Origin of the sequence: Streptomyces syringium, assembly GCF_017876625.1 — a bacterium.
In the GTDB taxonomy this organism is placed as follows: domain Bacteria; phylum Actinomycetota; class Actinomycetes; order Streptomycetales; family Streptomycetaceae; genus Streptomyces; species Streptomyces syringius.
The window spans coordinates 3,534,441-3,546,824 of sequence record NZ_JAGIOH010000001.1; the positions used below are offsets into that span (position 1 = coordinate 3,534,441).

Below are 12,384 nucleotides of genomic sequence, written 5' to 3' on the forward strand. Positions count from 1 at the left end.
CGGCCAGTTCGTGGAGCGGGGCGAGGTTCGTGATCACAGCCGGACCTCCCGCGCACCGGTGCCGGCCGTATCCGCCCCGGAGGTGTCCGGGCCGATCCGTACGAGCGCGCCCGGGCTCGCGCCCACCGCGTCGGCGACCGAGCCGCCGACGGAGTTCAGCGGCAGCCACACCACCCGGTCCGGCATGGCCGTGACGGCGAGCGGCAGCCGCACCGTCCCGGCCGGGCCGGTCACCGCCAGCGGCTGGCCGTCGCGCACCCCCGCCTCCGCCGCCGTGGCGGCGGAGAGCCGGGCGAGCGCCGCGTGCCGGGTGCCGGCGAGGGCTTCGTCGCCGTCCTGCAGCCGTCCCTCGTCGAGCAGCAGCCGGTGGCCCGCGAGGACCGCTTCGCCGGGCCGGGGGGCGGGCAGCGGGCGGGCGGACTCGGCCGGGTCCGCCGCGTGCGCGCCGGTCCAGGTGCCGAGCCGGGCCATTTCCGCCCGTGCGGCCGGGACGTCCGGCAGCGCGAGGGCCGCGCCCATGGCGTCCGCGAGCATGTGCAGCACCCGGATGTCCGGCATGAGATGGCGCCGCGTCACCTGGTCCGGTTTGATCGCGAGCTCGAACGGGCGGGCCCGGCCCTCCCAGTTGAGGAACGTGCCCGACTTCTCCGCCACCGCGGCGACCGGCAGCACCACGTCCGCCCGGTCCGTCACCTCGCTCGGCCGCTGTTCCAGGCTGACGAGGAAGCCGATGGCGTCCAGCGCGGTACGCGCGCGTGCCGGGTCGGGCAGGTCCGCGACCTCCACCCCGGCCACCACCAGGGCACCCAGCTCGCCCGTGGCGGCCGCCTCGATGATCTGGCCGGTGTCCCGGCCGGGGCTGCGGGGCAGTTCACCCGTGCCCCACGCGACGGCCGTCTCCTCCCGCGCGCGCGGGTCGGTGGCCGGACGGCCGCCCGGCAGCAGGCCCGGCAGGGCGCCCGCCTCCAGCGCGCCCCGCTCGCCCGCCCGGCGCGGGATCCACACCAGGCTCGCCCCCGTCGTCGTGGCGGCCGCCACGGCGGCGGTCAGGGCGCCCGGCACGGCCGCCGTCCGCTCCCCCACGACGATCACCGAGCCGGGGGCGCGCAGCGCGTCGGCCGCGGCCCGGCCACCCGTGTCGAGCCCGCCGGAGAGACCGGTGGTGTCCGCCAGCGCCCGCAGCCACTCGGTCTCGGTGCCGGGGGCGGCGGGCAGCAGCGTGCCGCCGGCCTTCACCAGCCCGCGCGTGGCGTGCGTGGCGAGGGCGAAGAGGCGCTGCCCGTGCTTGCGGTGCGCCTTGCGCAGCCGCAGGAACACCCCGGGCGCCTCCTCCTCCGCCTCGAATCCGACGAGCAGCACCGCCGGGGCCTTCTCCAGCGCCGCGTACGTCAGCCCGCCGCCGTCGATGTCCCGGCCGCGGCCGGCGATCCGGGCCGCGAGGAAGTCGGCCTCTTCCGCGCTGTGCACGCGGGCGCGGAAGTCGATGTCATGGGTGTCGAGGGCGACGCGGGCGAACTTGGCGTAGGCGTAGGCGTCCTCGACCGTCAGCCGTCCGCCCGTGAGCACCCCGGCCCGGCCGCGCGCGGCGGACAGCCCGCGGGCCGCGGCGTCGAGCGCCTCGGGCCAGCTCGCCGGCTCCAGTACGCCGTCGGCGTTCCGCACGAGCGGGTGCGTCAGCCGGTCCGGCCGCTGCGCGTAGCGGAACGCGAAGCGGCCCTTGTCGCACACCCATTCCTCGTTGACCTCGGGGTCGTCGGCGGCGAGGCGGCGCATGACCTTGCCGCGCCGGTGGTCCGTGCGCGTCGCGCAGCCGCCCGCGCAGTGCTCGCAGACCGTCGGCGAGGAGACCAGGTCGAAGGGCCGGGCGCGGAAGCGGTACGCCGCCGAAGTGAGCGCCCCCACCGGGCAGATCTGGATGGTGTTGCCCGAGAAGTACGACTCGAAGGGGTCGCCCTCGCCCGTGCCGACCTGCTGGAGCGCGCCGCGCTCCAGGAGCTCGATCATCGGGTCGCCCGCGATCTGCTCGGAGAAGCGGGTGCAGCGCGCGCACAGCACGCAGCGCTCGCGGTCCAGCAGCACCTGGGGGGAGAGCGGCACCGGCTTCTCGAACGTGCGCTTGGGGCCCTCGAAGCGGGTGTCGGACTGCCCGGCGGACATCGCCTGGTTCTGCAGGGGGCACTCGCCGCCCTTGTCGCAGACGGGGCAGTCGAGCGGGTGGTTGATGAGCAGCAGCTCCATCACCCCGCGCTGGGCCTTCTCGGCGACGGGCGAGGTGAGCTGGGTCCTGACCACCATGCCGTCGGTGCAGGTGATGGTGCAGGACGCCATCGGCTTGCGCTGGCCCTCGACCTCGACGATGCACTGGCGGCAGGCGCCGGCCGGGTCGAGCAGCGGGTGGTCGCAGAACCGGGGGATCTCGATGCCGAGCAGCTCGGCGGCCCGGATGACGAGCGTGCCCTTGGGCACGGAGAGGGCGATGCCGTCGATGGTGACGGAGACGAGATCGTCCGGCGGCGGTGCCGCCTCTCCTCCGGAGGGGGCGGACGTGGTGACGGTCATGCGTGCACCTCCGGGTGCGACGTCCTGGTGTCGTCGGCCCACACCGTCGACGCGGCCGGGTCGAAGGGGCAGCCCTTGCCGGTGATGTGCCGTTCGTACTCCTCGCGGAAGTACTTCAGCGAGGAGAAGATCGGGCTCGCGGCGCCGTCGCCGAGCGCGCAGAAGGACTTGCCGTTGATGTTGTCGGCGATGTCGTTGATCTTGTCGAGGTCGGCCATGCGCCCCTTGCCGGCTTCGATGTCGCGGAGCAACTGCACCAGCCAGTACGTGCCTTCGCGGCAGGGTGTGCACTTGCCGCAGGACTCGTGGGCGTAGAACTCGGTCCAGCGGGTGACGGCCCGCACCACGCAGGTCGTCTCGTCGAAGCACTGCAGGGCCTTGGTGCCGAGCATCGATCCGGCGGCGCCCACCGCCTCGTAGTCGAGCGGCACGTCGAGGTGCTCGTCGGTGAACATCGGGGTGGACGAGCCGCCCGGGGTCCAGAACTTCAGGCGGTGGCCGGGGCGCATGCCGCCGCTCATCTCCAGCAGCTGGCGCAGCGTGATCCCCAGCGGCGCCTCGTACTGGCCGGGGCCCGCGACATGGCCGCTGAGGGAGTAGAGCGTGAAGCCTGGCGACTTCTCGCTGCCCATCGAACGGAACCAGTCCTTACCGCGGTTGAGGATCGCGGGAACCGAGGCGATGGACTCGACGTTGTTCACCACGGTGGGGCAGGCGTAGAGGCCGGCGACCGCGGGGAAGGGGGGCCGGAGCCGGGGCTGGCCGCGACGGCCTTCGAGCGAGTCGAGGAGTGCCGTTTCCTCGCCGCAGATGTACGCCCCCGCCCCCGCGTGCACGGTGATCTCGAGGTCGAGTCCGCTGCCCAGGATGTTCCGGCCGAGGTAGCCCGCCGCGCGGGCCTCGCGCACGGCCTCGTGCAGCCGGCGCAGTACGGGGACGGTCTCGCCGCGCAGATAGATGAAGGCGTGTTCCGAGCGGATCGCGTAACAGGCGATCAGCATGCCCTCGATGAGGGAGTGCGGATTGGCGAAGAGCAGCGGGATGTCCTTGCAGGTGCCCGGCTCGGACTCGTCCGCGTTGACGACGAGGTAGTGCGGTTTGCCGTCGCCCTGCGGGATGAACTGCCATTTCATCCCGGTCGGGAAGCCCGCGCCGCCCCTGCCGCGCAGCCCGGAGTCCTTGACGTAGGCGATCACTTCGTCGGGGGACATCGCGAGTGCCTTGCGCAGGCCCTGGTAGCCGTCGTGGCGCCGGTAGGTCTCCAGCGTCCAGGACTCCGGCTGGTCCCAGAAGGCGCTCAGCACGGGTGCGAGCAGCTTCTCGGGACTGGTTTCGTTGAGAGCGGCTGCCACGGTCATCCCTCCCCCTCCTCGGCGATCGGCCCGGCCGGGAAGTCCGGGTCGGAGTCGGACGTCTTCTGGGGTGCGTCGTGCGAGCTGGGGTGCCGCTGGGGCGGCTGTTCGTCGTGATGCTGCGGGGTGTCCTGCTGCGGTACGCCGCCGCGCGGGGGGCCGACCCGGGCCGGGCCGCTCTCGCCCCGGGCCAGCCGGAGCCCCGCCAGCGAGGCGTGCCCGGCACCACCGGTCGCCTCGACGGCGCCCGGCCGCTCGTCGGGGAAGCCGGCCAGGATGCGGGCCGTCTCCTGGTAGGTGCACAGGGGCGCGCCGCGTGTGGGCGCGACGGTGCGTCCCGCCCGCAGGTCGTCGACGAGCCGCTTGGCGCTCTCGACGGTCTGGTTGTCGAAGAACTCCCAGTTGACCATCACGACGGGCGCGAAGTCGCAGGCCGCGTTGCACTCGATGTGTTCGAGGGTGACCTTGCCGTCGGGGGTCGTCTCCTCGTTGCCGACGCCCAGGTGCTCTTTCAGCGCGTCGAAGATGGCGTCGCCGCCGAGCACCGCGCACAGGGTGTTGGTGCAGACCCCCACCTGGTAATCGCCACTGGGCCGGCGGCGGTACATGGTGTAGAAGGTCGAGACCGCGGTGACCTCGGCGGTGGTCAGGCCGAGCTGCTCGGCGCAGAAGCGGACACCGGTGCGGGTGACGTGCCCCTCCTCGGCCTGTACGAGGTGCAGCAGCGGCAGCAGCGCACTGCGGCTGTCGGGGTAGCGGGCGATCACCTCCTTCGCGTCCGCGTCGAGCCGGGCGCGGACCTCGGCGGGGTAGTCGGGGGCGGGGAGCTGCGGCATCCCCAGCTGCACCCCTTGACTGCTCGATGTGGCACTCACCGGTCGACGCCTCCCATCACGGGGTCGATGGACGCGACGGCGACGATGACGTCGGCCACCTGGCCGCCCTCGCACATCGCCGCCATGGACTGGAGGTTGGTGAAGGAGGGGTCGCGGAAGTGGACGCGGTAGGGGCGGGTGCCGCCGTCGCTGACCACGTGCACGCCCAGCTCGCCCTTGGGGGATTCCACCGCCACGTACACCTGCCCGGGCGGTACCCGGAAGCCCTCCGTCACCAGCTTGAAGTGGTGGATCAGGGCCTCCATCGAGGTGCCCATGATCTTCTTGATGTGGTCGAGGGAGTTGCCGAGGCCGTCCGGGCCGAGCGCCAGCTGGGCGGGCCAGGCGATCTTCTTGTCGGCCACCATGACCGGGCCCGGCTCCAGCCGGTCCAGGCACTGTTCGACGATCCGCAGCGACTGGCGCATCTCCTCCAGCCGGATGAGGAAGCGCCCGTAGGCATCGCACGTGTCGGCGGTCGGCACGTCGAAGTCGTACGTCTCGTAGCCGCAGTAGGGCTGGGCCTTGCGCAGGTCGTGCGGGAGGCCGGCGGCGCGCAGGATCGGGCCCGTCGCGCCGAGGGCCATGCAGCCGGCGAGGTCGAGATAACCGACGTCCTGCAACCGGCCCTTGAAGATCGGGTTGCCGGTGGCGAGCTTGTCGTACTCGGGGAAGTTCTTGCGCATCTTCTTCACGAATTCGCGCACCGCGTCCACCGCGCCCGGGGGCAGGTCCTGGGCGAGCCCGCCGGGCCGGATGTAGGCGTGGTTCAGCCGCAGCCCGGTGATCAGCTCGTAGAGGTCCAGGATCATCTCGCGGTCCCGGATGCCGTAGATCATGATCGTGGTGGCGCCGAGCTCCATGCCGCCGGTGGCGATGCACACCAGGTGCGAGGAGATGCGGTTGAGCTCCATCAGCATCACGCGGACGATCGTGGCCCGGTCCGGGACCTGGTCCTCGATGCCGAGCAGCCGCTCCACGCCCATGCAGTACGCCGTCTCGTTGTAGAACGAGGTGAGGTAGTCCATGCGCGTGACGAAGGTGGTGCCCTGCGTCCAGTTGCGGTACTCGAGGTTCTTCTCGATGCCGGTGTGGAGATAGCCGATGCCGCAGCGGGCCTCGGTGACCGTCTCGCCGTCGATCTCCAGGATGAGGCGGAGCACCCCGTGGGTGGAGGGGTGCTGGGGGCCCATGTTGACGATGATCCGCTCGTCGTCGGCCCGCTTGGCCGCCGCCGCGATCTCGTCCCAGTCGCCGCCGGTGACGGTGTAGACGGGGCCCTCGGTGGTGTCGCGGGCACTGGCTCGGGGAGTGCTCATCAGCTGTACGACCTCCGCTGGTCCGGAGCCGGGATCTGGGCGCCCTTGTACTCGACGGGGATGCCGCCGAGGGGGTAGTCCTTGCGCTGCGGGTGGCCCTGCCAGTCGGCCGGCATGAAGATCCGCGTGAGCGCCGGGTGGCCGTCGAAGATCAGGCCGAAGAAGTCGTAGGTCTCGCGCTCGTGCCAGTCGTTGGTCGGATAGACGTCGACGATCGACGGCACGTGCGGATCGCTGTCGGGGGCGCTGACCTCCAGCCTGATCAGCCGGTTGTGGGTGATCGAGCGCAGGTGGTAGACCGCGTGCAGCTCGCGTCCCTTGTCGCCCTCGAAGTGCACTCCGCTCACGCCGGTGCACAGCTCGAAGCGGAGCGCCGGGTCGTCGCGCAGGGTGCGGGCGACGCGCGGCAGGTGTTCGCGGGCGATGTGGAAGGTGATCTCGCCGCGGTCGACGACGGTCTTCTCGATCGCGTTCTCCGGGAGGAGGCCCTGCTCTTCGAGGGCGCCCTCCAGCTCGTCGGCCACCTCGTCGAACCAGCCGCCGTACGGGCGGTTCGACGCTCCCGGCAGCCGTACGGTCCGCACCAGGCCGCCGTAGCCGCTGGTGTCGCCGCCGTTCCCGACGCCGAACATGCCGCGCTGGACCCGGATGGCCTCGCCCTGCTCGCCGCGCTGGCCCGGGAGCCGCTCGTCCGGCGCCTGTTCCTGCTCGCTCACCGCAGCAGACCCTTCATCTCGATCAACGGCAGGGCCTTCAGCGCCGTTTGCTCCGCCTCGCGCTCCGCTTCCTCGCGGTGCGCGCCGAGCTTCTCGCCCTGGATCTTCCGGTGCAGCTTCAGGATCGCGTCCATCAGCATCTCGGGGCGGGGCGGGCAGCCGGGCAGATAGATGTCGACCGGCACGATGTGGTCGACGCCCTGCACGATGGCGTAGTTGTTGAACATGCCGCCGCTGGAGGCGCAGACCCCCATGGAGATCACCCACTTGGGGTTCGGCATCTGGTCGTAGATCTGGCGCAGCACCGGCGCCATCTTCTGGCTGACCCGCCCGGCCACGATCATCAGATCGGCCTGGCGGGGCGAGCCACGGAAGATCTCCATGCCGAAGCGGGCGAGGTCGTAGCGCCCGGCGCCGGTCGACATCACCTCGATGGCGCAGCAGGCCAGGCCGAAGGTGGCCGGGAAGACGGACGACTTGCGGACCCAGCCGGCGGCCTGCTCGACGGTGGTCAGCGCGAAGCCGCTGGGCAGCTTCTCTTCGAGTCCCACGGTTGGTGCCCCCTAGTCCCATTCCAGGCCGCCGCGCCGCCAGACATAGGCGTAGGCGACGAAGACGGTGAGCACGAAGAGCAGCATCTCCACGAGCCCGAACAACCCCAGGGCGTCGAAGGTGACGGCCCAGGGATAGAGGAAGACGATCTCGATGTCGAAGACGATGAAGAGCATCGCCGTCAGGTAGTACTTGATCGGGAAGCGCCCGCCACCGGCCGGCTGCGGGGTCGGTTGGACGCCGCATTCATAGGCCTCGAGCTTGGCGCGGTTGTACCTCTTGGGCCCGATGAGCGAGGCCATGACCACGGAGAAGATCGCGAAGCCTGCTCCGAGGGCTCCCAGTACGAGGATGGGCGCGTAGGCGTTCACCGCTCCTCGCTCCTTCCAGTCGACGCTGACTGCTGGCTGACCGGACCCGGCGGGCGGACCGCGCTCAAGGCCGGGGGCCGCGGCGTCGCCACGAAGATCACCCCCATGTGAGGCAGTTCACAAGCCCGGGTCGCCTGCATCCTATGCCCGCCGGTCTGTGATCTGCGACACGGGGTACGCGCCGGTGTTTGTGATCTACGCCACCTGACGAACGATCATCAAGTCGGATGAGCAGTGATCTTCATACGCGAAGCGGCCGAGTGATCACGAGAGGTGACATTCAGGGGCGTCCGCGCTGGTCGGAAGGGGTGAGCCATTATCAAGCCATGGCCGGTCCAGGCAAATTGGCAATAGCACCCGTCAACTGATAAGGGAGTGCCACTCGGTGGGACGACGGCAGTCATCCACCGGTACCCGCCGCCCCTCGATCACGACGTGTGCTCCGATTCGCACCCCGATCCGGGAAGGGCGCACGGGGCGGGAGTGGCGTGACGTCCGCCACGCGACGGCAGGTTTCCGATGCGGATTCGAGGGGAAGCCTCGACGGGCGTGCCGTAAAAGTGATAGGCCGTCCAATGGGCGGCGCGGATGGCCAAATGCCATGCTGAGGCACATGATCGCGGGTTACGGACAGGTCACGGCCGCGACGACCCCGGGGGCGAAAAGTCCGAATTCCAGGCGCGAGCGCGGCGATTGTGGCGCACGCCACTTTTGTTGATCTCAACCTACGGGGACTGATAGCCGTTGTTCCATGTCCCCGAACGCGCAGATAACCAGCCACCGGAAGCCCCGCCGTGCGACGCAGTCCTGGGTGGTCCGCACCGGCGTTGCAGGCGGTGTCCTCGGCACCCTCGCGGTGACCGGGGCGGCGGCGGCCAACGCCGCTGAGAAGCCCGTCGAGTCGACGATGGAGATGCCGGCGATCAACGCCGCCCTCGCCGCCTCCATCACGCAGAGCGCCGCCTCCACGCACCAGGCCGCCTTCGACTACGAGGTCCAGGCGCAGCAGGAGAAGGCCGAGGGCGAGGCCCGCGCCGAGGCCAAGAAGGTCAAGGACGAGGCCGACCGCAAGGCCGAGGCCGAGAAGAAGGTCGCCGAGGCCAAGGAGAAGGAGGCCGCGCAGGCCCGCGCCTCCCGCACCTCCGACCGTTCGGACCTGGGCACCAAGTCCGCTTCCGCCGACTCCTCCGAGGGCACCGAGACCGCAGGCTCCGGCTCCACCGCCGGTTCCTCCGCCACGGGCTCGGCCGCGACGCTGGTCTCCTACCTCAAGGCGCAGGTCGGCAAGGCGTACGTGATGGGCTCCACCGGCCCCTCCTCCTTCGACTGCTCGGGCCTGGTCATGTCGGCCTACAGCCAGATCGGCATCGACCTCCCCCGCATCTCGCAGGACCAGTCGACGGCGGGCACCGCGGTGTCCCTCGACAACCTCCAGGTCGGCGACATCCTCTACTGGGGCTCCGCCGGCAGCGCGTACCACGTGGGCGTGTACATCGGCGACGGCAAGTTCATCGGCGCGCAGAACCCGAGCACGGGTGTCGTCGAGCGCTCGATGAGCTACTCCCCGCCGACGGGTGCCGTTCGCGTCATGTGACGCGGGGTACCCCCAGCATTCTTCCGAAGGCCGCCGTTCCCTCCGCTCGGGACGGCGGCCTTCGCCGTGTGCGGCGGACGCCCCGACGCGGGACAATTCGCTTGGCCGCCGAGTGTTTTGCCGCGACAATCCCGGTATGGCACGAACCTTTGAGGAACTGGTGGCCGAGGCCGAGACCGTCCCGGTCGACGGCTGGGACTTCTCCTGGCTGGACGGCCGGGCCACCGAACAGCGCCCCTCCTGGGGCTACCAGCGCACGATGGGCGAGCACCTGGCCCGCGCGTCCGCCGCTCTCGACATCCAGACGGGCGGCGGTGAGGTCCTCGCCGGGGTGCCGAAGCTGCCCGCCCTGATGGTGGCCACGGAATCCTGGCCGCCGAACGTCACCAAGGCGACCGAGCTGCTGCACCCGCTCGGGGCGGTCGTCGTCGCGGACCCCGACGAGCCGCCCCTGCCGTTCGCCGACGCGGCCTTCGACCTGGTGACCAGCCGTCACCCCGCCACGGTGTGGTGGTCGGAGATCGCCCGGGTGCTCCGGCCCGGCGGCACCTACCTCGCCCAGCACGTCGGCCCGGCCAGCGTCTTCGAGCTGGTCGAGTACTTCCTCGGCCCGCAGCCCGAGGAGATCCGCCGCAGGCGCCACCCCGACGACGAACGGCGGGAGGCGGAGGCGGCCGGCCTTCAGGTCCACGACCTGCGGCTGGAGTCCCTGCGGACCGAGTTCTTCGACATCGGCGCGGTGATCTACTTCCTGCGTAAGGTGATCTGGATGGTCCCCGGCTTCACCGTCGACCGGTACCGCGACCGGCTGCGCGAGCTCGACGAACGCATCCGGGCCGAGGGCCCCTTCGTCGCGCACGCGACCCGCTTCCTGATCGAGGCCCGCAAGCCGGCCTGACGCCGCCTGCCCTAGTCCGGCCAGGACAGGGTGGTCAGGTCGCGGAGGGATTCGGCGGGGGCCAGCAGGCCCTTGGGGGCGTCGCGGAACCGGGAGCTGACCAGCCCCACCAGCGCACCGGTCCCGACGTGGAAGGCCGGAGCGCCCCCGAGGCCGGGGACGAGCTCTCCCTCCACCCGCACCCAGCTACCGGTCCGGCCCTTGACCTCCAGCAGGCACGAATAGTGCCCCGCCGGCTTGTGATCGCTGCCGTATCCGCTGACCAGCAGTCGGCTGCCCGGGGAGGGCTGCATGTCGATCTCGACGGCCGGCACGGACGCGGCGACGGGAGAGGCCAGCCGCAGTACCGCCAGCCTCGGGAATGCCTCCGGACTCGTCCGGTCCTCGGACGGCAGCCACTCCACCACGGTCGCGTCCACGCGCTTGTTGTTCGCTACGACCGCCACCGGCTCCGCTGTGCCAGGGGGCCCGATCGCCGACCACGTGGTGACGACGGTCGTGGGGCCGAGGAGCAGGCCGTTGCTCATGATCCGGCCATCGATCAGCAACTGCACCGTCATGGCATCGGCGAACCGCTCGTCGATGCCCGTCTCCGTCGAGCTGATGTTGTAGACGACATCGCCGTGGATGACGTTGCGATGCGCGCTCCCGTCGCCGCCCACGGGGCCGACGGCCGTCGACCCGCCCGGCCCGTCCTCGCGTGGACCGTCTTCGGTCTCGGCTTCGGCCAGTTGTCGTTCGAGCTGGTCACAGCGTTCCTCCGCCTGCCGGTGCAAGGCCCGGGCCTGCTCCAGCTCCTCCTTCAGCTGCCGGATCTCCGCGCACAGCCGCGCCCGTTCGGCACCCCTGTCCATGCCGTCGGCATCCCCGTCGTCGACGGGTGGCCCGGGGTCCAGGGAGATCGAGGCCTGGAGTTCACGGAACTGCATCTGCAGGTCCCGGATGCGATGCTCCCGGTCCCGCAGGGTGTCCTCCAGCCACCGCTCGCGCGTGGCCACCCGCCGTGCCTGCTCATCGGCCAGCGCCAACCGCTGTTCGAGCAGTTGAATCCTGTGGGTGGGGCTCTTGCCCGCCTCGAGCGCGGCGAGGTGCAGGGAGCGCAGCATCTCCGTCGTCTCGGCGGTCGGCACCGTGCCCCGTTCCTCCGCGACGTCGTGCAGCAGGTTGAGGACGAACTCCCACGGCGGCAGCCGTTGGCCACTGAGGTAGCGGGAGATCGTCGAGGAGTCATAGCGCCTGCGGGCGGCATAGCGCCTCTCGGAGATCCTCAGCCCCACGAAGAGCCCGCGCAATGCTTCCGCCAGTGCCCGCATCTCGCGCGAGAGCCCCTGCCCGAACTGCCGTAACTCCGTCACGGAATCCCCCGATCGCCGCTCGGGTGCTGCCGACCGCCCGGCAGCACCGCTGCACCTGCCGCAGCACACCCCTCCCCCTCGACCGTGGGTGATACACCACAGCAAGCGGGGGAGAGCCTCAATGCGCAACAACAAGCAGGGGTCGCACGACCTCATCGTCTTCGTCGCCGTACTCGCCACGGGCATCGTCCTCATCTGCCTGGGCGTGGCGCCGCAGTCCCTGGCGACGATCGCCATCGCACTGTCCGGCCTGTACGCGTCGTGGCGCGGCGGCCGGCCCGGCCCCCGGGCGTGAACCGCCCTCGGATGCGGCCGGAGCCGATTATCGTGGCGGGCGTGACCGAGACCTGGGATCCGAACGCCGCCGGTGTGCTGACGCTGCCGTCCGGGCGGCTCGTGCGCGGGCGGGGGCTGCGGCGGGCCCTGCCGGCCGGGGTCACGCCCACCTTCGCCGTGTATCTGCTCGGCAAGCAGCCGCCCGAAGTGCCCTGGGAGGCACGGTGGTTGCGGTGGCCGGACTTCCGGCTGCCCGCCCGGGGCGCGGATGCCCGGGGCGTGCTGGGCGAGGCCTGGGAGCGGGCCGGTGGCGACCGGGTCGAGGTGGCCTGCGGGGGCGGCCGGGGGCGCACCGGGACGGCTCTGGCCTGCATCGCCGTGCTCGACGGGGTGCCGGCCGACCGGGCGGTGGCCTTCGTCCGCGAGCACTACGACCCGCACGCCGTCGAGACTCCCTGGCAGCGGCGCTACGTACGGCGCTTCGCGGACGGGCCGGCGTAGGCGCGCGCCGGGCGGC

Annotated in this window: 12 protein-coding genes; 4 read left to right on the plus strand and 8 right to left on the minus strand. The window is 71.4% G+C overall.

Going from position 1 to position 12,384, the window contains the following annotated elements:
- Nucleotides 1-33 precede the first annotated feature (33 nt).
- Genes JO379_RS15580 through JO379_RS15610 form a run of 7 tightly spaced genes read right to left on the minus strand, consistent with a single transcriptional unit; the run spans nucleotide 34 to nucleotide 7,744 of the window.
- On the minus strand, nucleotides 34-2,559 hold the full coding sequence (locus tag JO379_RS15580; RefSeq protein ID WP_209515411.1) for an NADH-quinone oxidoreductase subunit G: 2,526 nt from the start codon (nucleotides 2,557-2,559) through the stop codon (nucleotides 34-36).
- Entirely contained in the window at nucleotides 2,556-3,917 is a 1,362-nt protein-coding gene (gene nuoF, locus JO379_RS15585; protein ID WP_130878906.1) for an NADH-quinone oxidoreductase subunit NuoF, read from the minus strand. Before nuoF ends, JO379_RS15580 begins: the two co-directional genes overlap by 4 nt.
- On the minus strand, nucleotides 3,914-4,747 hold the full coding sequence (nuoE, locus tag JO379_RS15590) for an NADH-quinone oxidoreductase subunit NuoE (protein ID WP_207303952.1): 834 nt from the start codon (nucleotides 4,745-4,747) through the stop codon (nucleotides 3,914-3,916). The genes nuoF and nuoE overlap by 4 nt, the downstream gene beginning before the upstream one ends.
- A 35-nt stretch (nucleotides 4,748-4,782) precedes the next feature.
- A complete protein-coding gene (locus tag JO379_RS15595) occupies nucleotides 4,783-6,105 on the minus strand; it encodes an NADH-quinone oxidoreductase subunit D (RefSeq protein WP_130878904.1) in 1,323 nt (440 codons plus the stop codon).
- Complete coding sequence (locus JO379_RS15600; RefSeq protein WP_209515413.1) at nucleotides 6,105-6,821, minus strand: NADH-quinone oxidoreductase subunit C; 717 nt, start codon at nucleotides 6,819-6,821, stop codon at nucleotides 6,105-6,107. The genes JO379_RS15595 and JO379_RS15600 overlap by 1 nt, the downstream gene beginning before the upstream one ends.
- Nucleotides 6,818-7,372 carry a NuoB/complex I 20 kDa subunit family protein gene (locus JO379_RS15605; RefSeq protein ID WP_130878902.1) on the minus strand — a complete coding sequence of 185 codons (555 nt, stop codon included), beginning with the start codon at nucleotides 7,370-7,372 and terminating at the stop codon, nucleotides 6,818-6,820. Before JO379_RS15605 ends, JO379_RS15600 begins: the two co-directional genes overlap by 4 nt.
- Before the next feature lie 12 nt (nucleotides 7,373-7,384).
- Nucleotides 7,385-7,744 carry an NADH-quinone oxidoreductase subunit A gene (locus tag JO379_RS15610; protein WP_130878901.1) on the minus strand — a complete coding sequence of 120 codons (360 nt, stop codon included), beginning with the start codon at nucleotides 7,742-7,744 and terminating at the stop codon, nucleotides 7,385-7,387.
- A 751-nt stretch (nucleotides 7,745-8,495) separates the two neighbouring features.
- Between JO379_RS15610 and JO379_RS15615 the strand changes: the two genes are divergently transcribed.
- Complete coding sequence (locus JO379_RS15615) at nucleotides 8,496-9,338, plus strand: C40 family peptidase (RefSeq protein ID WP_130878900.1); 843 nt, start codon at nucleotides 8,496-8,498, stop codon at nucleotides 9,336-9,338.
- A gap of 136 nt (nucleotides 9,339-9,474) precedes the next feature.
- Nucleotides 9,475-10,236 carry a class I SAM-dependent methyltransferase gene (locus JO379_RS15620; RefSeq protein ID WP_209515416.1) on the plus strand — a complete coding sequence of 254 codons (762 nt, stop codon included), beginning with the start codon at nucleotides 9,475-9,477 and terminating at the stop codon, nucleotides 10,234-10,236.
- An 11-nt stretch (nucleotides 10,237-10,247) separates the two neighbouring features.
- Here JO379_RS15620 and JO379_RS15625 read toward each other — a convergent pair whose 3' ends face one another.
- Entirely contained in the window at nucleotides 10,248-11,591 is a 1,344-nt protein-coding gene (locus JO379_RS15625; protein ID WP_209515419.1) for a trypsin-like peptidase domain-containing protein, read from the minus strand.
- A gap of 121 nt (nucleotides 11,592-11,712) precedes the next feature.
- On the opposite strand from JO379_RS15625, the gene JO379_RS15630 reads away from it, so the two are divergent.
- Both JO379_RS15630 and JO379_RS15635 read left to right on the plus strand, forming a co-directional pair.
- Nucleotides 11,713-11,886 (plus strand): hypothetical protein, encoded by a 174-nt coding sequence (locus JO379_RS15630; RefSeq protein WP_165451570.1) that lies wholly within the window; start codon nucleotides 11,713-11,715, stop codon nucleotides 11,884-11,886.
- Between the two features lie 11 nt (nucleotides 11,887-11,897).
- Nucleotides 11,898-12,368 (plus strand): protein-tyrosine phosphatase family protein, encoded by a 471-nt coding sequence (locus JO379_RS15635; protein WP_207303943.1) that lies wholly within the window; start codon nucleotides 11,898-11,900, stop codon nucleotides 12,366-12,368.
- Nucleotides 12,369-12,384: the final 16 nt, after the last annotated feature.